The organism is Allosphingosinicella sp. (assembly GCF_059502505.1).
In genome coordinates this window covers 78,476-102,884 of sequence record NZ_JCACEU010000016.1, presented here as the reverse complement: position 1 = coordinate 102,884, position 24,409 = coordinate 78,476, and the positions used below count along the sequence as shown (strand labels likewise).

Here is a 24,409-nt window from a genome sequence, read left to right as displayed (position 1 = left end):
AGCGCGCGATCGAGCAATGCCAGGAAGAGCAAAGCCGCGGCCTCGAAAGGCCGCGGCTTCGCGAGGGTCCAAGCCTTAGTTCAGCTTCAGCCGAACGCCGACCCGGAAAGCGCGGCCGAGCAGATCGCTGTAGGTGCTGTTCGCCGCAAGACCGGTTTCGGGCAGCTTGATCGGATCGGAGTCGAACACGTTGGTGACGTTGATGAAGAACTCTCCGTCGCCGCGACCAAGTGCGTCGAACTTCGAAGTCAGGTTGAGATCGACGTAGAACGCCCCTTCGACGTGATTGCGCTCATAGGTCGGCGCGTTGACGGTTGAGACCGGGCAGTCCGTCTGGCATTCGATACCATTGGCGACATATTTGCCGGAGCTGACTCCGCGTCCGATCGCGGTGATGCCGAAATCCTCAGTGTCGTATGATGCGCTGAAACGGTAGATCCATTTCGGTGTGGTGATCTGGCTGCCGTTCACGCCCGCCGAGTTGAGCACGACCGTGCTGGGCACGCCGCTGTCGAAGAGATTGTCGATATAGCGCGTGGCGAGACCGCGCAGGGTGAACGATCCATCGACGTCGCCGAACAGCCGGTCGATCGGCAGCCGGTACGACGCATCGATGTCGACGCCGCGCACTTCCTGGCTGGCGGCGTTGAACGGCTGCGTCAGGATGATCAGATAGGGCTGGCCCGGATTCTGCGTGCGCGCGGGATCGGTGCTGATCGCGTCGCAGAACGCCTGCTCCCCCAGGAAGCACAGATTGACGATCGACTGTGCGCTGAAGGTGCTGATCCCGGCGTTCACGTCAATGTCGAAATAGTCGACCGCCAGGTTGAAGCCCGGCAGGAAGGTCGGCGAGAATACCGCGCCGACGTTCCACTGGTCAGACTTTTCCGGCTCCAGATTGGAATTGCCCGTTGCGAAGCCGGAATAGCTGTAGCTGGCCACCGGGTTTTGACCCGCCGGGACAAAGGACGGGCTGGTGCCGTCTATGAAGCCGGGATTGCTGACGGAGTCGCTGTTCGCGGTGCCGGCCTGGAACAGATCGTTCAGGTTGGGCGCGCGAATGTCACGCGAGCGCGTGACGCGAAGGCGGATGTCGTCGATCGGCTGCCAGGTCAGGCCTGCCTTCCAGGTCGTGACATAGCCCGCGGTCGAATAATCGGTCGCACGCACCGCGCCGTTGAACTCGAGGCCGAAGCCGAGCGGAACGACCGTTTCGAGATAGGCTTCCTTGACGTCGTACGATCCGAAGCTGGGCAGGTAGTTGCCAACCGACCAGCGATTGGTAGCGCCGGTGACGTTGCCGTTGGCATCGACGATCGGCACCGGCTTGAACTCGTCGGGGACGAAACCGCTGACCTCTTCCTTGCGATATTCCGCGCCCACCGCGATGCTGACATCGCCCGCCCAGGTGGCGAACGGCGTGGCCGAGAAGTTCGCCCCGACCACGGTCTGTTCAAGCAGCTGGTCGCGACGGGGGTCGCCGAGCACGTAATCGATCGCCGCCTGGCTGGCGACGCCGAGGCCGAGGCGGTTGATCGGCACGCAAGCCGGATCGTTGTTGTTCGGGTTGGCATCGACGTTGATCAGGCACTGGATCGAGCCTGTGGGAAAGCCGCTGCCGGCGGGGGCGAAGGCGGCGTCCCGAGCGGCGTTGATGCGCGCGATATTCTGGATGTCGCGCAGCTGTTCGCGCAGCTCGGCGCGGCCATATTGGCCATAAATGTCCCAGCGCGCAGTCTTGCCGAACGCCTCGAAATCGCCCTCCGCGCCGATCAGGTAGCGCTGCACCTCGCGCTTGTTGTTGATTCCGCGGAACGGCAGGTCGGCCGAGGTTGTGGCGATGGTCACGCTGGTGATGCCCTGCAGCTGAGCCGCGCCCAGCGTGTTGAGCAGAAAGGCGTTGCAGGTGATCGGCACCGGCGTCTGGGTGCATCCGGTGGCATTGAGCACGATGCCGGTCTGCAGGTTCGGGCCGGCGTTGAACAACACTTCCTGCTGGTTATACGCAGCTTCGGCGAACAGCTCGATGCTGTCGGTGACCTCGTAGCTGATGCGGCCGAAAACGCCGTAGCGGTCATCCCGCGGCTCCAGTCCGATATTGCGGCCCGAATCGTTGACTCGCCAGTCGCCGCCCCGCGTGCGCAGCGGCACGGCGCTGCCGCTGAACGCCGGGAATGTCAGGTCGCCAAAGACGAACTGGTTCACCACCCCCCCCGGGCCGAAATAGAGGCCGCGCAGCCGGTTCGCGGTGCCGCCGGCGGAGTTGGTGATGATGCTGCCGGGAGTGGAATTGGTCGGACCCGCGCCGCGCACGAAAATATATTGCGGGGCGCCCGAATTCTGGTTGGCGAGGTAGGCCGGATTCTCGAACCGGAGGAACCCGATCTGGTTCCAGCCGCGATCGACCTGCAGGATGCCGTCACGATGGGCGACCTCTCCGCTCAAGAGGATGTGACCGCGGCCGCCGGCGAACGACAATCCGCCCGCAGCGTTGAACGAATAGTTGAAGCCGTCGCCACGGCTGGTGATGCCGGAGTCGGCCTCGAGCTTCAGCCCTTCATATTTGTTGTCGAGGATGAAGTTGACGACGCCCGCGACGGCGTCGGAGCCATAGGCCGCGGAGGCGCCGCCGGTCACCACATCGACACGGGAGATCAGCGCCTGGGGGATGGTGTTGACGTCGACGACCCCGGTAATCGCCGAGGCCACGGACCGCCGGCCATTGACCAGCACGAGCGTGCGAGTCCCGGCAATGTTGTTATCGAGGTTGCGCAGGTTGAGCACGTTGATGCCCGCCTGCCCGCTCGAGATGTTGAGGCGCGAGTTGGAAGGACGCGTCGAGCCGGCAAGCGACGGCAGGGTGTTGACGAAGTCGGCGATGTTGTTCGTCGGAGAGCCGCTTTCGATGTCCGCTTCGGTCATCACCGTCAGCGGCGTAGTAGCCTGGAAACCGTCGCGGATGATGCGCGTGCCTGTGACGACAATGTCCTCATCGGAGGCCGGTAGTGGGTCAGCCGCGACGCTCGTCGACGGCTCTTCCTCGACCGGCGCGGTTTGCGCCAGGGCAGGGCTGGCCATACCCAGCGCGATCGCGGCGAAAGCCGCTCCCGAAAACAGAAAAGTTTTCGACGACATGGAAGCAATCATCACTCAATCCCCCTAGGCGGCAGCCAAGCGGCATTAAGTAACAAGAATGTCATGGCTCACCATAGTTTCTGTTGGCGCAGGCATAACCTCTGGCCATTGTCGGGCACGAAAGCCGCATGGATGTGACGCGAACGCAACAGTCGAGGCGTTGACGAACGTCGCGCGGCGGTCGAGCCTCCGGGCGATGATGTGGAGCGCGTGGTAATGGCGTCAGTTGCACCTGCCGAGAGGCCCGCAGCGGCGCAGGTGGTGCCGAAGGGCATGGGGCGACAGGCGCTCTACATCATGCTCGGCTTCTCGGCCGGCCTGCCCTTCTACATGTTCTCCACCGTTCTCTCGCTCAGGCTGCAGGCGCATGAGGTGGGGCTGGTCGTGATCGGCTTCTTCGCCTGGGTGCAATTGCTGCCGACCTTCAAGTTCCTTTGGGCGCCGATGCTCGATCGGTTCGAGGTGCCCGGCTTCGGCCGCTTCTGGGGCAAGAGGCGCGGCTGGATCATGTTGTCGCAGCTCGGCATCTTCACCTCGCTGGTGACGATGGCGCTGACCTCGTCGGACGAGAATCTCGGCATCACCGCGCTATTTGCCGTCCTGCTCGCCTTCTGGACGACGACTTTGGAGGTCGCGGCGGACGCCTGGCGGATCGAGCTCGCGCCGACGCAGGAGGAGCAGGGCCCGATCGCCGCTGCCAATCTCTGGGGCTACCGCACCGCGATGGTCGCGGCCGGCAGCGGCGCCCTGCTCGTCGCCGACCAGCCGGGCTGGGGCTGGACCGCGGCCTATCTCGTCATCGCCGCCGTCTCCATAATCCCCTTCCCGATCCTCGCCGCGATGCGCCGCGACCCCGGCCATGACGGCAGCCGCATCACTGCTCTGGCTACCGGGCTTGTGGCGACCGCCGTGATCCTGGGCGCCTTAACGGTCGTCACGGCGGTCGTCGGCTGGCTGCTGCTCGGCGCCGCTTCCGGCATCGGCATCAGCGCCGAGACCAACGTCACGCCCTATGTGCTGGTGATCTGCATGGTGCCGTTCCTGGTCATGGCGGCAGCGCTGCCGAAGATCCGCAACCTCGGTCCGGACGCACCCTGGCGGCGATCGGCGGCGATCGGGCCTTATGTCGACTTCTTCTGGCGCTACGGTTTCCTGGCGCTGGCGATCATGGCCTTCGTCTCGATCTACCGCATGGGGGACGTGCTGGCGCTCAACCTGTCCAAGCCGATGATCAAGGAGCTGGGCTATACGCTCACCGAAATCGGCCGCGCCGATTCCTATGTCGCGCTGATCGCCAGCATCACCGGGGTCGGCCTCGGCGGCTGGATGGCGGCGAGATGGTCGATGCCGCTCACGCTCACGATCGGCGCGATCTTCGCCGCGATCGGCAATTTCGCGTTCGTCTGGCTGGCGCATCAGCCGGTCGACGAGACCCTGCTCTACGTCGCCACCGCTGCGGACCAATTCGGCAACGGCATGGCCGGCACGATCTTCGTCGTCTATCTGTCGATGCTGGTGAACCCGCGCTACGCCGGCGCGCAATATGCCTTCCTCTCCGCCTTCGCCTTCATGCTCTCGCGGCTGCTGTCGGGCGCTGGCGGGGCGATCGTGGAGAGCCTCGACCGCGCCGGCTACAATGGGTTCGACGTCTTCTTCATCCTGTCGGGCGTGCTGAGCTTGGCGGCGATCCTTTTCCTGCCGATCATCGGCCGCGCGCGGCCGCGGCCGTCGGACGAGCCTGCTTCATGATCGACGCGGCTTTCGCGCCCGCCAAGGAGGCAGTCGAGAGCGGCCGCATTCCCGGCGCCACACTCGGCATCGTCGCCGCGGATGGGCGCCGCGCGGTGCGGTTCGCCGGCATGGCCGCTCTGGTGCCCGAGCCGGAGCCACTGACGGAGGCGCATTGGTTCGATCTCGCCTCCGTGTCGAAGGTGATCGCGACCACGCATATGATCCTGACCCTCGCTGAGGAAGGGCGGCTGGACCTCGACCGGCCGCTCACCGACGCGATCCCTGACCTTCGCCAATATGACGTCGCCGGCGCGGAGGAGCGCAAGCTCACCTTCCGTGACTGCCTCGCCCACCGCACCTTCCTGCCAGCGGTGGAGCCGATCTACACCTATGGCGACGATCCGGCGCGGCTGCGCGCCTTCGTGCTACAGCGGGAATGGCGCAAGGGACCACCCGTCTATTCGGACATCAACTACATCCTGCTCGGCATCGCCATCGAGCGGATCACCGGCAAATCGCTGAGGGAATGGCCGCTCGGCCCCGGCCTCACCTATGGGCCTCCGCCCGGACCGGCGGTAGCGACCGAAGCGTGCAGCTGGCGCGGGCGCGTGATGAAGGGCGAGGTGCATGATGAAAATGCCTCCGCGCTGGGCGGCGCACCCGGACATGCCGGGCTGTTCGGGACGGTGGCCGGTGTGCTCGACTATGCGCTTGGGCTGCTCGACGGAAGCCGCGCCTCGCCGGCCCTGCTGAACGAGATCCGCACCCCGGTCTACGAACACCGCACCTGCGGGTGGGAGAAGAGGTTCGACGGCTGGCACGGCGGCAATGCCTGTTCGGCCGAGACGATCGGCCATACCGGCTTCGTCGGCACCGGCCTCTGGGTCGATTTCGACCGCGGCCTCGCCTGGACCCTGCTCACCAACCGCGTCCACCCGACACGTCACCGCGAGACCGGCATCGCCCCGCTCCGCCGCGCCACCGGCGAGGCGGTGGTGGGGGCTTGGGACGCCGCCTAATTCTCCGACGCGATCAGCTCCAGCGCGGCATCCATCGCCGTGGTGGCGCGAACATCGGGAGGGACATCGTTGGCAAAGGCCGAGAAGATCAGCGTCTGCCCGCTCTTCGCGGTCATGTAGCCGGACAAGGCATTGGTGGCGTTCAAGCTGCCAGTTTTAGCGAACAGGCGCCGCTCGAGCGTCGTGCCGCGGAAGCGATTGGTGAGGGTGCCGTCGACACTTGCGATCGGCAGGGTGTCGCGATAGGCGGCGCCCCACGGCTGCGCCGAGACCCACCGCAAAAAAGTAGCGACCGCGCGCGGAGCGAGACGATTGTACGTGGACATGCCCGAGCCGTCGGACAGGTCCCAGCCGGTGCGCGGGACCCCGGCCTGCTCCATCATGTCTTCGACGGCTTCGACCCCGTCGGCGATGGAGCCGGTGCCGTCGCGGAGGCCGACACGGCGCAGGACCAGCTCGGCATGAAGATTCTGGCTGACCTTGTTGATGTGCTTGAGGTCCTCGGCAAGCGGCGGCGGCGACAGCCTGGCGAGGTGCGTCGGCTCCGGCGGCCGCGGCGGCGGCGCACCCTTGCGCTGCTCAGGGTCGTCGATCGGCCCGGCCCGGCGATAGCGGCTTTCGACCTTCCCGCCGACCTTCACGCCGCGCGCCTCCAGCAAAGTCTTGAGGCGCCAGGCGGCGAAATGGGCGGGATCATCGATGCCGAGGCGAAGCAGCTCGGGCTCGTCGGTGGCGAGGATCGTGCCGGTGAGGCGGACGAGATGGCTGCCCGGAAAGCGATCGTAGCTGAGCTCGGTCTCGCCGGTCACAACCGTCACCGCCCGGTTGTCGATCTCGTAATAAGGCTGCAGCTCCACCCGCGGCGGCGCGCCGACGGCGCCGGGCAGGACGCGGATATGCAGCTCGTTGTCGTCCAGCGTCAGGGCCGAGATCGCGGTGCCTGAGCGGCTCGGAATATTGTTCCAGCTCATGCCCGAACTCCAGCGCTCGTCGGGAAAGAGGCTGGCGTCGCCGACCACATCGTCCACTGCCTTCGTCCGTGCCGCCACTGCGTCGGCGAGCGCGGTCAGGCAATTCGTCAGGCAATCGGCAGCGCTGGAAAGGCGAGCGTCGCCATAGCCTTTCAGGATGACGTCGGGGACACGCCCGTCTTCCAGCCGGACGGCGGCGCCGCCAGCATTGTCTGGCTGATCCACGCCGGTGAGCGTCGCGAAGGCGGCGGCGGTGGAGAACATCTTGGTGTTGGACGCAGGTATGAACCGGTTGTCCGGGTTGATCGCGATCAGCTCACGGCCGTCCGCGGTCGCCACCACCAGGCCGAAGCGCGTCCCCGGCCCTGCTTCCGCCAGCTTCGCCTCGACCCGCTGCTGGAGCGGCTCTTTCGCCGAGGCTGGAGAAGCGGCCGCGACCGCGATGAACAGCAGGCCGGCCTGCAATGCATGTCGAACTCGTTCCATGGGCGAACCGTAGAGCCAAAGACCGGCGGAGCAATGCCGCCGCTCTCATTCAAAGCTTTGGCGCGACTATAACTCGAACGCATGTTGCCGCCCCCCATGCTTGTCGGGCGCGTACGCCGCCTTCAATAGAGGGCGATGACGTTGCGTGCTCTGGTTCGACTGTGGCTTGGCTTCCTGGTTCTGGCATCGGCGCCGCCCGCGCTCGCCGCCGCACCCGACCGGCTGGAGGAGGCGCTGGCGCTGCCGCATGCGAGCGCGCTTGCCGGCGCACGCGACGCGGCGGTCTTCGCCTGGGTCGAGAATGCGGCAGGTGCCCGCAACATCTGGGTCGGCGGCCCGGGCCGGACGGCGCGGCAGCTCACTAGCTTCGCTGGCGATGACGGTCAGATGATCTCAGATCTCGTGCTGAGCCGCGACGGCTCGACCTTGGCCTTCGTTCGCGGCGGCGACGAAGAGATCCCGAACGAAGGCGATATGCCGAACCCCGGCCCCGCCCCTTTCGCTCCGCGCCAGCAGGTGTTCGTGATGCCGGCCGCCGGCGGCGAAGCGGTGCTGATCGGCGAGGGCCATTCGCCGAGCTTCTCGGGCGACCGCGTCGCCTTCGCCAGACGAGGCGAGCTTTGGCTGTGGGCGCCCGGCGCAGAGGCGAAGAAGGTGGCGCAGCTGGCGGGCCGAGTGTCCCGCCTCATCTGGTCTCCTGAGGGCGAGCGGCTGCTGGTCGCGGAGGATCGCGGCGAGCACGGCTTCGTTGCATTGCTGGAGCTCGCCAAGGCGCGCCTCACCTATCTCGATCCGGGGCTCGGCCAGTCGGTCGACCCGGCTTTCTCGCCGGACGGGCGGCAGGTGGCGTTCATCCGCTTCGTCGGCCCGCCTGCCGGCGCCGCTCCCGACAGCGGTCCCTATTGGTCGATACGAGTGGTCGACGCAGAAACCGGCAACGCGCGCACCGCCTGGGCGGCGCCGGGCGGTGCGGGCGGCCGGTTTCACGGCACGCGGAGCCGCAATCTCTTCTGGAGCGAAGAGGGCCTGCTGGTTTTTCCGTGGGAGCGGACCGGCTGGCTTCACATCTATGCACTGGATCCGCGCAGCGAGGGCGAGCCGCGGGCCCTCACGTCGGGCAAGTTCGAGGTTGAGAACTTCATCCTCGGCCGTGACGGACGCTCGCTCATCTATGCCGCCAATGCCGACGAGATCGACCGCCGCCGCATCTGGCGCCGGCCGCTGCGCGGCGGCGCCGCGCAGCGGCTGAGCGGCGGTGACGGCATCGAATCCCATCCGGCGATCGCGGGCGATGCCATCGCGGTGCTCGCCACCGACGCGAAGCGGCCTGCTTATCCCGCCTTGGTCGGGCCGCGTCTGACGCCGCTTGGCAATGCGGCCGAGGCGCCGAGCTTCGTCGCGCCCGAACCCGTCAGCTTCCGCGCGGCGGACGGACTGGAAGTGCGCGGCCAGTTCTTCCGCGCCCGCGGCTGCCGGAAATGCCCGGCTTTGGTCTACGTCCATGGCGGCCCTCGCCGGCAGATGCTGCTCGGCTTCCACCCGTCAGGCTATTATTCGCGCGCCTACATCATGAACCAGCACCTGGCGTCCAAGGGCTATCACGTGCTGTCGGTGAACTATCGCGGCGGCACCGGCTACGGGCAGGCGTTCCGCGAAGCGCCGGAGACGGGCCGCGAGGGCGCGTCGGAATATCGCGACATCCTCGCCGCCGGGCGCTGGCTGGAGAGCCGGCCGGACGTGGACGCATCGCGCATCGGCATCTGGGGCGGCAGCTGGGGCGGCTATCTGGCGGCGCTCGGACTGGCGCGTGACAGCGATCTGTTCGCGTCCGGAGTGGACTTCCACGGTGTCCACAGCATGCTCCGGCCGCTGCCGAACACGCTCTCTCCCGAAGCTCAAGAGAAGGCGCGGCAGCTGCAATGGACATCGTCACCGCTCGCGGCGATCGACGGCTGGCGTTCACCGGTCCTGCTGATCCATGGCGACGACGACCGAAACGTCGACTTCTCCCAGTCGCTGCTGCTCGCCCGCGAGCTGGCGGCGCGGCGCATCCCCTATCGAGACCTCGTCCTGCCCAACGAGCGCCACACCTTCTTCCGCCACCAAAGCTGGCTCACCAGCTTCCGCGCCACCGAAGCCTTCCTAGACGAGACGCTCAAGCGCCCGCTGGGATGAGCCCTCCTCAACCTCTCCCAAACCGGTAGGAGGCGAAGTGGTCAGCCGATGTCCCGATGCGGCGTCGGCCGCCGCTTCTTCAGATCGAAGCGGTCGCCCGTGCCGAGCACGTGGACGCGCACGTCGTGCATTGAGAGCACCCGCTCCGGCCGCGCTTCGGCGAGGTTGGAGTGGGTGACGCCCTCGCCGTCGACGACATAGACGGCGCCGCTGCCGATCACCTGGAACTCGTCGCCTTCCACGATAGCAGCGGTATCCTCGTCGATGCCGATGCCGAGGACGCGCGGATTGTGCGCGACGGCGCCGAGCAGGCGGCCGAAGCGCCCGCGCTCGGCGAAATGCTGGTCGATGATGACGTCGCGGATGAGGCCCAGGCCAGGCGCCATGTGGAGGTCGCCGATGCGATGGGTCTCGCTGCTGGTGCCCTTGACCAGCATCGTGTCGCTCATCGCCGCAGCTCCCGCCGAGGTGCCGGCAATGAGGCCGCCGCGCTCATAGAGGGCCCGCACCTTGGCCTCGATGCCGGTGTCGCCGATCTGGCTGGTGATGCGGAGCTGGTCGCCGCCCGAGAAGAAGATGCCAGCCGCATCGTCGATTGTTTCCAGCTTCGCGCGGTCGCCCGCCTGGCTGCGGTCTTCGACATAGAGCTCCACCAGGTCGCCGATCTCGAGATCGGCAAAGGCCTTCTCATAGTCGTCGAAATAGCCTTCCGGATGGTGGCTGGCGACGGTGGCGAGGACGAGCTTGCCGCCCCTCAACCGCCGCGCCACCTCGCGCAGGATCTTGCGATCGCTCTTCGGGTCGCGATCCTCGTGCCCGCCGATGATGACGAGAGTGCCCGGTTTGCCCTGCTCGGCCATCCTATTCGGCCGCGATCAGATGGCTGGGACGATCGCTGGTCGCGGATTCCACCTTCTTGAAGGTGGTGACCTGCTGCCAGGTGCCGGTCACGTCGGTCGGGGTGATGATCACCAGGTCTCCCGCTTTCGCCGCCATCAAAGCGGCCGCCGTCGCCGCCGCCTCGCCGGCGATGAGGTGGATGCGCTCGGCCGAGGCGCCGCCTTCGATCGCACCGCGCTCGAGCAGCTTCAGCACCTCGCCGCGGGGGCGGCCGCGGTTGCCGGGGTCCTCGCGGAAATAAAGCTCGTCGAAGATCGCACCGGCGATGCGCCCGAGGCCGATTATGTCCTCGTCGCGCCGGTCGCCCGGGATGGAGAGCACCGCCATGCTCCGCCGATAGCGGTGGCGCAGGCCGTTCACCACCTCGCCCAGCGCCTCCAGGCCCGCGGCATTGTGGGCATAATCGACGATGACCCTGAAGCCGCATGCATCGTCGTGAACGTTGAGGCGGCCGGGATTCTGCTCGAACGACGACTGGAAGGAAGTCAGCGCGCTGCGGATGGTGAGGATCGGCACGCGATGGGCGATGCAGATCGCCACGGTGGCGAGCGCGTTGGCGATGTTGAAGCCGGCCATCCCATGCAACGTCGCGGGGATGTCGCCCGCCTTCATCACCACTTCGCGCAGGCCGCGATCATAATGGACGATGACGCCGCCCTCCTCGCCCGGCTCGCGGATCACGGCCATGCCGCCATCCTCGATATGATGACGCAGGAAGACCGGCATGTCGGCGCCGCCCTTCATCGAGAACCAGACGACGCGCCCGCGCGCCCGGCGCGCCATCTTCACCGTCAGCGGGTCGTCGGCATTGAGCACCGACGTTCCGTCGCGCCGCACGGTCTCGATGATCAGCGACTTGACCTCGGCAAGGTCCTCGACCGTCTCGATGCCCTTCAGGCCGAGATGATCGGGTGCGACGTTGAGGACGGTGCCGATGTCGGCCTGCTCGAAGGCAAGTCCCTCCCGCAGCAGCCCGCCCCGGGCGGTCTCCAGCACAGCCACCTCCACGCTCGGATCGCGCAGCACCATCCGCGCGCTGCGCGGACCGGTGGCGTCGCCCTCGGCGATCAGCATGTCGTTGACATAGACCCCGCTGGTCGAGGTGAGGCCGACAGTGCAGCCGGTATGCCGCAGCACGTGCTTTACCATCCGGCCGGTGGTCGACTTGCCGTTGGTGCCGGTGATGGCGATGATCGGCACGCGCGACCGGGCGCCGGGCGGGAACAGCATCTCGATCACGGGCCGGGCGACGTCCCGCGGCGCGCCCTCGGACGGGTCGATGTGCATGCGGAAGCCCGGCGCCGCATTGACCTCGATGATGCCGCCGCCCGTCTCCCGGACCGACTTTGAGATGTCCGGCGCCATGAAGTCGATGCCGGCGATATCGAGGCCGATGATCATCGCGGCGCGGCGGGCGATCTCGGCATTGTCGAAATGGATTTGGTTGGTGCGGTCGACGGCGGTGCCGCCGGTCGAGAGGTTCGCTGTCGCGCGCAGATAGACGATCCGCCCCGGCTCCGGGACGCTGTCCGTGGTGAACCCGAAGCGCGCGAGATACTCGGTGACATGCGCATCGACCTTGATGCGGGTCATGACATTCTCGTGCCCCTCGCCGCGGCGCGGGTCCTTGTTCGTCTCCTCGATGAGCTGGGCGATATTATGCACCCCGTCGCCGACGACATGCGCCGGCACGCGTTCCGCAACCGCGACGAGCTTGCCGTTGATCACCAGGATGCGGTGATCGTTGCCCTCGAAAAACTCCTCGACGATGACGCTGCGGCCGCCCTTGGCTTCGCGCTGCGCCTCCTCGAAGCCGAAGCGCAGCCCCTCCTCGTCGGTGATGCCGATTGTGACGCCGCGGCCGTGATTGCCGTCGAGCGGCTTGGTAACGAGCGGATAGCGCAGTCGGCGCGCCTCCTTCACCGCATCCTCCACATGCCGCACGACGACTCCCCGCGGCACCGGAATGCCGTTGTCGCCGAGCAGCTGCTTGGTGAAATTCTTGTTGCCTGCAGCGTCGACCGCGAGCTGCGAGGTGGTCCCGCTGATGCTGGCGCGGATACGCTGCTGATATTTGCCATGGCCTAGCTGGACGAGGCTCCCCTCCCCGAGCCGCATCACCGGGATGCCGCGCCGCTTCGCCTCGTTGATTAGCGACTGGGTGGTCGGTCCATAGGAGGTGCGGCGCACCAGCAGCTTCAGCGCGTCCATGCGCCGTTCGAAGTCGAACTCGCCGCGCGCCGCCGCGATCCGATCGAGCCCGTTGATTCCCTGAAGGTCCGGCGGGAGCAGCGAATTCACCAGTTCGAGCGCGATCCGTCCAGCCAGCAGCCCGACCTCGTCCTCGCGATAGGCGAACATGATATTGTAGACGCCCGGCTTGCCCTTCACGCTCCGCGTCTTGCCACGCGTCGCCCGATGACCGGCTAGCGTCTGGAGCTCCAGCGCGACATGCTCCGCGACATGCCCGATCCAGGTTCCTTCCCGAAGCCGGCGGATGAAGCCGCCCCTCTTCTTGTAGGAGCAGCCGTGCCGGTCGAGCCCCGGCAGCACCTCGATCAATGCGTCGGCAAAGCCCGGGATGCGGTCCGACGGCCAGTCCTCCATACGACCGAGGTCCAGCATGATGCGGACCATCGGCGTGTGGCTGTAATAATGGGGCCCGCGATAGACGCCCTTTTCCAGCACCTGCATCGGCTGGGTGAGGAGCCGCGTGCCTTCATCGGTCTTGCTGCCAAACAGCATCGAGGAGTTCCTTTTCGGTCGGCGGCCCTGGAAGCGGAGAGAAAAGCCAGGACAGGCGCAGGGCAGCCGGAGATCGTTACGGCTAAATGCTCGATTTCAGCGCCAAGTTCCGGAAGAAGAAGCTGATCGGCATCAAGCCGGGACGCGAACGGTGCCTCCGGCCCGGCAGCACTCGACAGGGACATCAAACGGCTTCAGATGTCGTGACGTGACGCAGGTCTGGACTCGCCGCCAATTCGCCGTGTCGCTGGGCGCTCTCGGCCTTGGCGGATGCACGGCGCCGACGACTGAGCGCATCCCGAACAGCCATCGGGAGATCTTGAACAACAGCAGCACGGCAGAAGCAGCATGATCGACCGGTATCCCCCGCCGCCCGAGGCGGTGCGCAACGCTCATTTTTCGGCCGAGGATTATCGGACGCTCTACCGCCGCTCGCTCGACGATCCGGAGGGCTTCTGGGCGGAACAGGCGAAGCGGATCGACTGGTTCAGGGAACCCGCGAAGATCGCCAACTGGTCCTTCGATCCGGTGGATATCCGATGGTTCGAGGACGGCGTCCTCAACCTCTGCCACAATTGCGTCGACCGGCACCTGCCCACCCGCGGCGACGAGACCGCGTTGATCTGGGAAGCGGACGAGCCGGGCGAGACGCGCCGCCTCACCTATGCGGAGCTGCACGCCGAAGTCTGCCGGATGGCCAATGCGATGAAGGCGCTCGGCGTCCGCAAGGGCGACCGCGTGACCATCTACCTGCCGATGATCCTCGAAGCGGCGGTGGCGATGCTCGCCTGCGCCCGGATCGGTGCGGTCCATTCCGTCGTGTTCGGCGGCTTCTCGCCGGAAGCCCTGCATGGGCGCATCGAAGATTGCGGCAGCCGGTTCGTGATCACCGCCGATTCCGGCGTTCGCGGCGGCAAGCATGTTCCCCTGAAGGCCAATGTCGACGAAGCGCTCGCCAAGGGCGCCGATGTCGAGACGGTGCTGGTGATCCGGCATCGCGGCAGCCCGATCGAGATGAGCCCCGGCCGCGACATCTGGTACCATGAGGCGGCAGCCGACGTTGATGCCGACTGCCCGGCCGAGCCGATGAAGGCCGAGGATCCGCTGTTCATCCTCTACACGTCCGGTTCGACCGGAAAGCCAAAGGGCGTGCTTCACACCACCGGCGGCTATGCCGTCTGGACGAACCTGACGTTCGACGCTGTGTTCGACTACAAGCCGGGCGAGATCTTCTGGTGCACGGCCGATGTCGGCTGGGTCACCGGCCATTCCTACATCGTCTACGGCCCGCTCTCGAACGGCGCGACGAGCCTGATGTTCGAGGGGGTCCCGAACTACCCGGATTTCGGCCGCTTCTGGGACGTGATCGACCGGCACCAGGTCAACATCTTCTACACCGCCCCGACCGCGATCCGGGCGCTGATGCGCGAGGGCGAAGCGCCGGTGAAGCGGTTCAGCCGCTCGTCGCTGCGCCTCCTCGGCACCGTCGGTGAGCCGATCAATCCGGAGGCCTGGCGCTGGTATTACGAAACGGTCGGCGACTCCCGCTGCCCGATCGTCGACACCTGGTGGCAGACGGAGACCGGCGGCATCATGATTACCACCCTCCCCGGCGCGCAAGACGCGAAGCCCGGATCGGCGGGCGTGTCTTTCTTCGGCATCGAGCCGCAGCTCGTCGACGCCGACGGCCAGGTTCTGGAAGGCGCCGCCTCAGGCAATCTCTGCATCGCCCGCTCCTGGCCGGGGCAGATGCGCACCGTCTACGGCGATCACGACCGCTTCGTGCAGACCTATTTCTCGACCTACAAAGGCAAATACTTCACCGGCGACGGCTGCCGCCGCGACGAGGATGACTATTACTGGATCACCGGTCGGGTCGATGACGTGATCAACGTCTCCGGCCACCGCCTCGGGACTGCGGAGGTGGAGAGCGCCCTGGTCGCGCACCGCTCCGTGGCGGAAGCCGCGGTGGTCGGCTATCCGCACGACATCAAAGGCCAGGGCATCTACTGCTACGTGACCTTGATCGCCGGCGAGAAAGACGGTCCCGAACTCGAGGCGGAGCTGCGCCAGCATGTGCGCAAGGAGATCGGCCCGATCGCCACGCCCGACCACCTCCACTTCACCCCCGCCCTCCCCAAGACGCGGTCAGGCAAGATCATGCGCCGCATCCTCCGCAAGATCGCGGAGAACGAGTTCGGAAGTCTGGGCGACACTTCGACCCTCGCCGATCCGTCGCTGGTCGACAGCCTGATCGACGGACGGCGGAACCGCTAAAGCGGCTTACCAGGCGATGCCGTAATCGTCACCGTGATTGCTCGATCCGCCCCAGAAGGTGCCGTGCTCGCGGTCGAAGAAGATCGCGTTGATCGGGCCCGACGTGCGCGGCTCGAAGACGAGGGTGTAGCCCTTCTCCGTCAGTTCGCGGCGCACCCAGGCCGGCACCTGGTCGCTCAGCAACAGGCGGCCCGGCTGGGTCTCGTGCGCGCCGAAGGAGGCGCGCATCTGGTAGGAATTGATGTTCGCCGCCTCGGTGGCCTGCTGCACGTTCATGCCGAACTCGACGACGTTCAGGAAGAATTGCAGCAGATTCTGGTCCTGCGTGTCGCCGCCCTGCACGGCGAAGGAGAGGAACGGGCTGCCGTCCTTCAGCGCCAGTGTCGGCGTCAGCGTCACCCGCGGCTGCCGGCCCGGCGCCATCACGTTGAAGGGGTTTTCGGCCGGGTCGAGGACGAAGCTCTGCGCCCGCTGGCTGAGGCCCACGCCGGTCCGGCCGGCGATGACCGCCGGGACCCAGCCGCCGCTGGGCGTGATCGACACCACCCACCCTTCGGCGTCCGCCGCCTCCACCGTCGTGGTGCCCGAGCGGAAGCTCTTCTCGAAGATCGCCATCGCCTGTGGCGGTGCTGAGCGCTGCCCGGATTCGCTCCGGCCGCGGTTCCAGTTCCTCAGCAAATCCTGATACGGGTTGCGGCCACCCTGAAAGGGATAGGGATCGCCCGGCGCTATGTTCGGATCGTTGCGATCGGGGCGGATGAGCTGGGCGCGGCTGCGCGCATAGTCCTTGGAGAGCAGGCCGCGGATCGGCTCCTCGGGGCCCGAATAGATGTCGCCATAATAGAAGTCGCGGTCGGCGAAGGCGAGGTTCATCGCCTGGTAGAGCGTGTGGATGTAGCGGCTGCTATTATAGCCCATCCCCTTGAGGTCGAAGCCTTCGAGGATGTTGAGCGCCTGGAGCATGGCCGGCCCCTGCGTCCATTCCCTGAGCTTGTAGACCTCGATGCCCTTGTAATTGACGCTGACCGGCTCCTCGATCCGCACTCGCCAGTTGGCGAGATCCTGCATCGTGAACAGCCCGCCCTGCTCCCGGGTCGAGCGCACCAATTCCCTGGCAATGTCACCCGTGTAGAAAAGGTCGTACGCCGCCTGGATCGCTTCCTTGCGCGTCTTGCCGGCGGCAAGCGCCTGCCGCTCGGCCTCGACCAGCTTGCGCAGGGTCGCGGCGAGGTCGGGCTGGCGGAAGATCTCGCCCGGATCGGGCGCCTCGCGCTCCCGGCCCGGATGGGTCAGGAACAGGGCGCGCGAATAGGGCCACTTCTTGATCTCGTCCTTGTCGAGCTCGATATTGTCGGCAGTCGCCTTCTCGATCGGATAGCCCTCGGCCATCTGGATGGCGGGGGCCAGCACCTCGGCCAGGCTGAGCTTGCCATATTCCGACAGCATCACCATCAGCCCGCCCGGCGTGCCCGGCGTCACCGCCGCGAGCGGCCCATATTCCGGCGGGTAGCGCATGCCCTTCTTGCGGTAATATTCGGGCGTCGCTCCGGTCGGCGCGACGCCGAGCGCGTTTATGCCGATCACCTTCCTGGTGTTCGGATTGTAGATCAACGCCTGCGTCTCGCCGCCCCAGGAGAGCACATCCCACATGGTCGAGGTCGCCGCCAGCATCGCGCAGGCCGCATCGACTGCATTGCCGCCTTTGCCATAGATCATCGCCCCGGCCGTCGCGGCGAGCGGCTTGCCGGTAATCGCCACCCAGTGACGGCCGTGCAGCACCGGCTTGGCGGTGCGCTGCGCCAGCGCGGCCGGCGAACCAACCGCCAGCGCGAGAGATGCGGCGAGGAACGAGGCCAGTCTGATGGTGCGCATCACTTCATCTCCCATGGCTGCGGCACAGGGAGGCTAGGTGCACGATCCGCCCTGCACAAGCGGCGTGCTGTTTCCGAATCTGTCGCTGAGCGCGAGCGCCCGTGCTAGGGCGCCGCAATGGCGGTTCTCCTGAGCATTTCGAACGGCAAAACAGGCTGATGGCGGCTGCCAGCGACCGGATCGTCGCCGTCGACGTGGGCGGCACCAACGCCCGCTTCGCCCTGGCGGAGCTCGCACCCGGCGAGCCGCCGCGTCTCGGCCGGGTCTTCCGCTATCGCACAGCCGACCATGAGGGCATCGCGTCGGCTTGGCGCGCCTTCGCCGCGGAACTCGGCGAGCCCCTCCCCGCCGCCGCGGCGATCGGCGTCGCGGCGCCGATCGGCGGCGACGTGCTGCGCTTCGTGAACAGCCGCTGGATCGTCGAGACCCGCACCCTCGCCCGCGACATCGGCGTCGAGCGGCTGACACTGCTCAACGATTTCGGCGCGATCGCTTATGCGGTGAGCGTGCTCGACGAAGCCGAGCTCCAGCCGATCCTCGGGCCGGTGCGGCCGCTTGCCGGCGAGAGCGTGACCAGCATCATCGGCCCCGGCACCGGCCTCGGCGTCGCCATGCTCCTCCGCCGGGCGGGCGCGATCCATGTGATCGAGACCGAAGGCAGCCATATCGGCTTCGCCCCGCTCAATGAGGAGGAGGAGCAGCTCGCCCTCCTCTACCGCCAGCTCTACGGCCGCGCCTCCGTGGAGCGGATCGTCTCGGGGCCCGGCCTGGAGGACATTTACCGCCTGATCGGCGGCGCCGCGTGGGAAGTGGGCGGCGTCGCCGGCCTGTGGAAAGCCGCGCTCGAGGACAGCGATCCCGCCGCCGCGCTGGCGCTCGACCAGTTCGTCAAATGCTATGGCTCGGTCGCCGGCGACCTCTCGCTCGCCCATGGATCGATGGCGGTGGTGCTCGCCGGCTCGCTGTCGAACCGCATGGCGGACAAGCTCAAATCGCCGCTGTTCGGCGGCCGCTTCATCGCCAAGGGCCGCTACCGCCAGCGCATGGAGAACATCCAGGTCCGCCTCCTCACCCATGACGAGCCCGGCCTCCTCGGCGCCGCCGTGGCTTTCCAGCGTGAGCATTCGGCCTAGATCGAGCGGCTCACGACTTCCTTCATGATCTCGTTGGTGCCGCCGAAGATGCGCGTGACGCGCGCATCCCGCCACAGCCGCGCAATTAGATATTCGTTCATGTAGCCGGCGCCGCCGTGCAGCTGGAGCGAGGCGTCGCACAGCTCCCATTGCAGCTCGGTATGCCAGAGCTTGGCGGCCGACGCCTCCGCGGCCGTCAGCTCGCCGGCGACATGGCGGCGGATCGCCCAATCGAGATGCGCCCAGCCGACCTGCAGCTTGGCGGCGAGATCGGCGAGCGTGAACTTGGTGTTCTGGAATTCGAAGACGGTCTTGCCGAACGCCTTGCGCTCCTTGGTGAACTTCACCGCCTCGTCGAACGCGCGCTGCGCGCAGCCCTGCGCCGAACAGGCGATCGACAGCCGCTCCTGCGGCAGCTGGTTCATGAGATAGGCGAAGCCCATGCCCTCCGCGCCGAGCAGGTTGGTCTGCGGCACGCGCACGTCGTTGAAGAACAGCTCGGACGTGTCCTGGCTGTGCATGCCGACCTTGTCGAGGTTGCGCCCGCGCGCGTAGCCCTCCCGCTCCGCCTCGACGAGGATCAGCGAGGTGCCGCGCGCGCCGAGGCTCGGATCCGTCTTCGCCACGACGATCGTCAGCTCGGAATGCTGCCCGTTGGTGATGTAGGTCTTGGAGCCGTTGATGACGTAGTCGGCGCCGTCCTTGACTGCATGGGTGCGGACGCCCTGCAGGTCCGACCCCGCACCCGGCTCGGTCATGGCGATGGCGGTGGGCGTCTCCCCGGACACCATACGCGGCAGCCAGTGCCGCTTCTGCTCCTCGCTGCCATAAGCGACGATATAATCGGCGACGATGTCGCTATGGAGCGTGATGCCGGCGGTGGAGCCGGCATAAGCCAGCTCCTCGTCGATCACCGCATTATAGCCGAAGTCGAGCCCCAGCCCGCCATATTCCTCCGGCACGGTCGGGCAGAGCAGCCCCGCCTCGCCGCACTTGTTCCAGAAATCGCGGTCGACGATCTCCTGTTTCTCCCAACGCTCCAGGTGGGGCGTCAACTCGCGCTCGAAGAACTTGCGCACGCTGTCGCGGAACAGCTCGTGGCTCTCGGTGAAGCAGGTGCGGCGGCTGGTGTCGAGCATCATATCTCCCTGAAGCGAGGCGCGGGCGCCGGCTGGACGATGCCGCCATCCTCGATGAAAGTCCCACGCGCCGCAATGTGCGGGTGACGAGGCGCCTCGGCCATCGACAGCACCGGTGCGAAACAAGCGTCGCTCCCTTCGAGCAACGCGCACCAATGATCGCGCGGATGCGTGCGGAACGTGGCCGCAAGCTCGTCCCGCAGCCCGGGATCGAACTGCCCGCAGGAGAGGGCGAGCTTGTCCTTCAGCACCGCAAAGAAATGCGGCTCCAGCGCCCCCACCGCGACGAACCGGCCGTCCGCGCATTCATAGCTGTCGTAGAAGGCCGCACCGCTGTCGAGCAGGTTGGCGCCCCGCGCGTCCTTCCACATGCCGGCCGCGAGCAAGGACCATGTCTGCGCAGCGATCAAAGCCGCCCCGTCCACCATCGCGCAATCGACCACCTGCCCCTTGCCGCTGCTCCGCGCCGAGAGGATGCCCGCCAACATCCCGAACGCCAGCAACATTCCCCCGCCGCCGAAATCCCCGACCGCGTTCGCCGGAGGCGTCGGCTTCTCCCCTGCCCGGCCATAGCCGTGAAGATTGCCGGCAAGCGCGATGTAGTTGATGTCGTGACCGGCCGCCTCGGCAAGGGGACCCCCCTGCCCCCAACCCGTCATGCGGCCATAGACGAGCCGCGGATTGTCGCCGAGCAGCACCTCCGGCCCCAGCCCCAGCCGCTCCATCACCCCCGGCCGAAACCCCTCGATCAGCCCGTCGGCCTCGCGCGCCAGCTCCCGCACCCGCGCGACGCCCTCTTCGCTCTTGAGGTCGAGCGTCAGAACCTCCGCCCGCCCCCGCCGCAGGATATCCTTCTCCGCCGGGATCGGATGCGCATGCCCCGCCCGCTCGATCCGGATCACATCTGCGCCATGATCGGCCATCATCATCGCCGCAAACGGCGCCGGCGCGAGTCCGGCCATTTCGATGACCCTGATACCCGCCAGGACTGCTGCCATTGTGCCCCTCCCCGATGGTGAGTGGCAGCACCCCGAGGAAAAGAGAAGGCGCTTGATCGCCCGGATGTGCGATGAACCGCCAGATGCCGCGACGAGTGCGCCGCCTCTCGCGGGACGGCGGCGCGGCTGACTGCTAGCGTCCGGCCTGGGGATGACTTGAAAGGCCATGTTGAATGGGCGCTTCCCAGGTCGTTCGCCAATCCCTGCTGTTTTCCGCAACCTGCACATCGATCGCCTTGGCTTCTCCCGCGCTGGCGCAACGGGCGGCCGAGAATGCATTGAGGTCCGCCGAAGATGCCTTCGGCAGCAGCATCGGCAATGAGAGCATCGGCCTCTACAATCCGGACAATGTCCGCGGCTTCTCGCCTTTCGCTGCCGGCAATGTGCGGCTCGAGGGCCTGTACCTGGATGCAGTGACGGGCTTCAACACCCGGCTGGTGAGGGGCTCGTCGGTCCGGGTGGGGATCTCGGCCCAGGGCTACACCTTCATCGCGCCGACCGGAGTGGCCGATTACCGGCTGCGGCTGCCGGGCGATGAAGCGGCCTTAAGCGCCGTCGCCTCGGTCGAGACCCTCGGCACGGTGCGGGCCGAGCTGGACGGGCAGGTGCCGCTGATCGCCGACCGCCTGTCGCTCGGTCTCGGCGTCAATGCCAGCCGCGACAATCCGATCTACGGCGGAACAGCGAACCATGCCGCCGCAGCGGCGATCCTGCGCTGGCGGCCGCTCGAGGGACTGGAGGTCGTCCCCTTCTGGAGCGGTCTCATCCATCGCAGCGAGGATACCCAGCCACGGATCTTCGTTGCCGGCGACTTCCTCCCGAAACGGATCGCGCGCGGCCGCTACATGGTCCAGCCGTGGGCGCTGAGCGATGCCGAGGACGTGAATTACGGCACGATCCTGCGCTACACCAGGGACGGCTGGTCGCTGAGCGCCGGTGCGTTCCGATCCTTCTTCAATTCCCGGCAGAGCTTCTCGGACCAGTTCCTCGACACCGCGCCTGACGGGATCGCCGCCCGCCACCGCGTCGTCGCCACGCCCGATCAGAAATTCGCTTCCACGTCCGGCGAAGTCAGAGCCGCACGCCCCTTCAGCGACGGACCCCGTCGCCACATCCTCCAGGCGACCCTGCGCGGGCGCGATCAAAGGCGGCGCTACGGCGGCTCGTCGGCGGCCGAGCTCGGACCCGCCGACATTGGCGACGTGCCGATCGCGTCGGAGCCCGCCTTCACCTTCGGGCCGCAGTCGATCGATCGGGTGCGCCAGCTTTCCTACGGGATCGGCTATGAAGGCCGCTGGACCGAGGTCGGGGAGCTGACGCTCGGCCTCCAGAAGACCGACTATCGCAAGACGTCAGACATACCCGGACGCAGCGAAGCCCCCACCGATGCCGCGCCCTGGCTCTACAATGCCGGCGCCGCTATCCTGCTGTCCGATGCAATCGCCCTCTACGGCGGCATCAGCCGCGGCCTGGAGGAAAGCCCCGTCGCGCCCGATGTCGCGGTCAATCGTGACGAGGCCCCGCCCGCGATCCTCACCCGCCAATATGATGGCGGCCTGCGCTGGACGATCGCGCCGGGAACGCGGCTGGTCGCCGGCGTCTTCAATCTCGAAAAGCCCTATTTCAGCCTCGACGCGGAGAACTTCTATCGGAGGCTCGGCCAGGTGCGGCACCGCGGCGCGGAAGTCTCGCTGACCGGCGCGATCACCCCCGACCTCAACATCGTCGCCGGCGCCGTCCTGCTGGACGCGGAGGTCAGCGGAGAAGCTGTAGCGGGTGGGCTGATCGGGCGCCGTCCGGTCGCTTCGACGAACCGCACGATCCTGCTCAGCGCCGAATACCGGCCACCGCAGCTGCCCGGCCTGTCGTTCGACGCAGGGATCAACAGCTTCGGCCGCCGGATCGCCAATGTCACCAACAGCCTGGTCGTCCCCCCCGCGGAGTTCGTGAACATGGGCGTGCGGTACCAGCGCGAAATCGCCGGCACTCCGATGACCTTCCGCCTGCAGGTCAATAATCTGTTCGACGTCTATGTCTGGGAGGTTCGGGCCAGCAACGCCTTCTACTTCAACGCGCCCAGGAACGTCCTTTTCAGAGTGACCGCCGACCTATGATGATGATGGCATACCTGCTCCTGGCGATCGCACTTCAATCCTCCGCCCCCGCAGCGGTGGAGCCTCTCGGACGGTTCGAGATGGGCTACCCCACGCCGTCGCCGGACGGCGCCTCGGTGGCCTTTCAGGGCAATTTCGACGGCCGCTCCCAGCTCTACGCGATCGACGTCGCCACCGGGAGGATCCGGCGGCTCCACGTCTCCACCCATGACGACACCCACCCCGCCTGGTCTCCGGACGGGACCCGCCTCGCCTTCATCTCCAACCGCGACGGCAATGACGAGGTCTATGTGCTCGACCTGTCGAGCGGCGCGGCCAGGAGCGTGGCGCCGCATCCCGGCAAGGACGGCCATCCCAAGTGGAGCGGCGACGGCCAATGGCTCGTGTTCAACCGCACCTTCGATCCGAACGACAAGGGCGGCGACACGGACTCGGCGATCCTGCGGGTACGGGCGGATGGCTCCGGCGTCGAGACGATCAGCGACACTCGTCGGGTGGAGACCTTCGCTTCCCTTTCGCCGGACGGCCGCTCCGCCGCGTTGATCGAATGGTTCCCGAACGCCGTCGGTGAGATCAACCGCAACGGCGAGATCGTCATCGTCGACCTCGCAACCGGCGCCCGCCGCAACATCACCAATTCCGAGAGCTTTGACGGCCACCCCTATTGGAGCCGCTCGGGACGCTGGATCTATTTCTCGGCAGTCGTCGAAGGCCGCAAAGGCCGCGAGTTTGCCGTCCATCGCATCAGGCCGACCGGCGAGGGGCTGGAGCGCCTCACCGCCGTGGACGGCGTGAGCGAGACCCGCGGGATGCCCAGCGACGACGAACGCTGGCTTTATTTCAACATCACCCGGGACGGGCAGACCATCATCATGAGGCAGCCGCTGCCGCCCGGCTGAGCCTAGCGCGGCGCCATGCGGATGGCGCCGTCGAGCCTCACATATTCGCCGTTGAGATAGGGGTTCTCGGCCATGAAGACGGCGAGGCGCGCATATTCGTCGGCACGGCCGAGGCGTTTGGGGAACGGGACCTGGGCGGCGAGCGCGTCCCGCACGTTCTGCGGCATCATCGCCATCATCGGCGTCTCGAATATGCCGGGGAGGATTGTGTTGACGCGGATGCCCTCGCTCATCAGGTCGCGGGCGATCGGGAGCGCCATGCCGAGCACGCCGGCCTTCGACGCGCTGTAGGCGGCCTGGCCGATCTGGCCGTCCTGCGCGGCGACCGAGGCGGTGTTGACGATGAGGCCGCGTTCGCCATCCTCGAGCGGGTCGAGACCGGTCATGCCGTAGGCGGAAGCGGCGATGCAGCGGAAGGTGCCGATCAGGTTGATCTGGATGGCGAGCTCGAACTGTTGGATGGGATAGCGCTTCGCCTCTCCGGTCGCCTTGTCGCGGCCGACCGTCTTGGCAGCATTGGCGACACCGGCGCAGTTGACTAGGATCCGCTCCTGCCCGTGCGCCTCGCGCGCCCTCGCGAAGCCGGCATCCACAGCCTCGTTCGACGTTACGTCCACCTGCGCGAACACGCCGCCGATCTCGGCGGCGACGCGCTCGCCCTTCTCGGCGTCCCGGTCGAACACCGTGACCCTGACGCCGCGCGCGGCAAGCGCCCGGGCGGTGGCTTCGCCAAGGCCTGAGGCGGCGCCGGTCACGATGGCGGCGATCTTGTTGTCGAGCTTCATGGTCTCTCCCCTTTTGCCGCGCTCCTAGAG

Annotated in this window: 15 protein-coding genes; 7 read left to right on the top strand and 8 right to left on the bottom strand. The window is 67.0% G+C overall.

Annotation, left to right across the window (positions count from 1 at the left end):
• Positions 1-75: 75 nt before the first annotated feature.
• The gene (locus tag AC5JBD_RS08750) at positions 76-3,078 is read right to left on the bottom strand and encodes a TonB-dependent receptor domain-containing protein (protein ID WP_495721410.1); all 3,003 of its coding nucleotides are present in this window, start codon (positions 3,076-3,078) and stop codon (positions 76-78) included.
• 273 nt (positions 3,079-3,351) lie between these two features.
• Between AC5JBD_RS08750 and AC5JBD_RS08745 the strand changes: the two genes are divergently transcribed.
• Both AC5JBD_RS08745 and AC5JBD_RS08740 read left to right on the top strand, forming a co-directional pair.
• Entirely contained in the window at positions 3,352-4,884 is a 1,533-nt protein-coding gene (locus AC5JBD_RS08745) for an MFS transporter (RefSeq protein WP_495721409.1), read from the top strand.
• Complete coding sequence (locus AC5JBD_RS08740) at positions 4,881-5,885, top strand: serine hydrolase domain-containing protein (protein ID WP_495721408.1); 1,005 nt, start codon at positions 4,881-4,883, stop codon at positions 5,883-5,885. The genes AC5JBD_RS08745 and AC5JBD_RS08740 overlap by 4 nt, the downstream gene beginning before the upstream one ends.
• On the opposite strand, the gene dacB is transcribed toward AC5JBD_RS08740, so the two are convergent.
• Positions 5,882-7,342: a D-alanyl-D-alanine carboxypeptidase/D-alanyl-D-alanine endopeptidase gene (gene dacB / locus AC5JBD_RS08735; protein ID WP_495721407.1), complete on the bottom strand. Its 1,461-nt coding sequence runs from the start codon at positions 7,340-7,342 to the stop codon at positions 5,882-5,884. The genes AC5JBD_RS08740 and dacB overlap by 4 nt on opposite strands.
• 135 nt (positions 7,343-7,477) lie before the next feature.
• Between dacB and AC5JBD_RS08730 the strand changes: the two genes are divergently transcribed.
• The gene (locus tag AC5JBD_RS08730) at positions 7,478-9,517 is read left to right on the top strand and encodes a S9 family peptidase (protein ID WP_495721406.1); all 2,040 of its coding nucleotides are present in this window, start codon (positions 7,478-7,480) and stop codon (positions 9,515-9,517) included.
• Positions 9,518-9,558: 41 nt separating this feature from the next.
• On the opposite strand, the gene AC5JBD_RS08725 is transcribed toward AC5JBD_RS08730, so the two are convergent.
• Together AC5JBD_RS08725 and cphA are read right to left on the bottom strand one after the other, a co-directional pair.
• A complete protein-coding gene (locus tag AC5JBD_RS08725; RefSeq protein WP_495721405.1) occupies positions 9,559-10,377 on the bottom strand; it encodes a cyanophycinase in 819 nt (272 codons plus the stop codon).
• Position 10,378: 1 nt separating this feature from the next.
• On the bottom strand, positions 10,379-13,162 hold the full coding sequence (cphA, locus tag AC5JBD_RS08720; RefSeq protein ID WP_495721404.1) for a cyanophycin synthetase: 2,784 nt from the start codon (positions 13,160-13,162) through the stop codon (positions 10,379-10,381).
• A 348-nt stretch (positions 13,163-13,510) separates the two neighbouring features.
• Here cphA and acs point away from each other — a divergent pair, with 348 nt between their 5' ends.
• A complete protein-coding gene (acs, locus tag AC5JBD_RS08715; RefSeq protein ID WP_495721403.1) occupies positions 13,511-15,439 on the top strand; it encodes an acetate--CoA ligase in 1,929 nt (642 codons plus the stop codon).
• A gap of 6 nt (positions 15,440-15,445) precedes the next feature.
• Here the strand turns inward: acs and AC5JBD_RS08710 are convergent, their stop codons facing one another.
• Positions 15,446-17,311 (bottom strand): gamma-glutamyltransferase family protein, encoded by a 1,866-nt coding sequence (locus AC5JBD_RS08710; protein ID WP_495721402.1) that lies wholly within the window; start codon positions 17,309-17,311, stop codon positions 15,446-15,448.
• 158 nt (positions 17,312-17,469) lie between these two features.
• Here AC5JBD_RS08710 and AC5JBD_RS08705 point away from each other — a divergent pair, with 158 nt between their 5' ends.
• Positions 17,470-18,444, top strand: coding sequence for a glucokinase (locus tag AC5JBD_RS08705; RefSeq protein WP_495721401.1), 975 nt, complete (start codon positions 17,470-17,472; stop codon positions 18,442-18,444).
• Here the strand turns inward: AC5JBD_RS08705 and AC5JBD_RS08700 are convergent.
• Together AC5JBD_RS08700 and AC5JBD_RS08695 are read right to left on the bottom strand one after the other, a co-directional pair.
• Complete coding sequence (locus AC5JBD_RS08700) at positions 18,441-19,583, bottom strand: acyl-CoA dehydrogenase family protein (RefSeq protein ID WP_495721400.1); 1,143 nt, start codon at positions 19,581-19,583, stop codon at positions 18,441-18,443. The two genes, AC5JBD_RS08705 and AC5JBD_RS08700, sit on opposite strands and share 4 nt — an antisense overlap.
• Positions 19,583-20,581 carry a CaiB/BaiF CoA transferase family protein gene (locus tag AC5JBD_RS08695; RefSeq protein WP_495721399.1) on the bottom strand — a complete coding sequence of 333 codons (999 nt, stop codon included), beginning with the start codon at positions 20,579-20,581 and terminating at the stop codon, positions 19,583-19,585. The genes AC5JBD_RS08700 and AC5JBD_RS08695 overlap by 1 nt, the downstream gene beginning before the upstream one ends.
• A gap of 173 nt (positions 20,582-20,754) precedes the next feature.
• On the opposite strand from AC5JBD_RS08695, the gene AC5JBD_RS08690 reads away from it, so the two are divergent.
• Together AC5JBD_RS08690 and AC5JBD_RS08685 are read left to right on the top strand one after the other, a co-directional pair.
• Entirely contained in the window at positions 20,755-22,695 is a 1,941-nt protein-coding gene (locus tag AC5JBD_RS08690) for a TonB-dependent siderophore receptor (RefSeq protein WP_495721398.1), read from the top strand.
• A 5-nt stretch (positions 22,696-22,700) separates the two neighbouring features.
• Entirely contained in the window at positions 22,701-23,594 is an 894-nt protein-coding gene (locus AC5JBD_RS08685) for a TolB family protein (protein WP_495721397.1), read from the top strand.
• A 2-nt stretch (positions 23,595-23,596) separates the two neighbouring features.
• On the opposite strand, the gene AC5JBD_RS08680 is transcribed toward AC5JBD_RS08685, so the two are convergent.
• Complete coding sequence (locus AC5JBD_RS08680) at positions 23,597-24,379, bottom strand: SDR family NAD(P)-dependent oxidoreductase (protein WP_495721396.1); 783 nt, start codon at positions 24,377-24,379, stop codon at positions 23,597-23,599.
• Positions 24,380-24,409 lie beyond the last annotated feature (30 nt).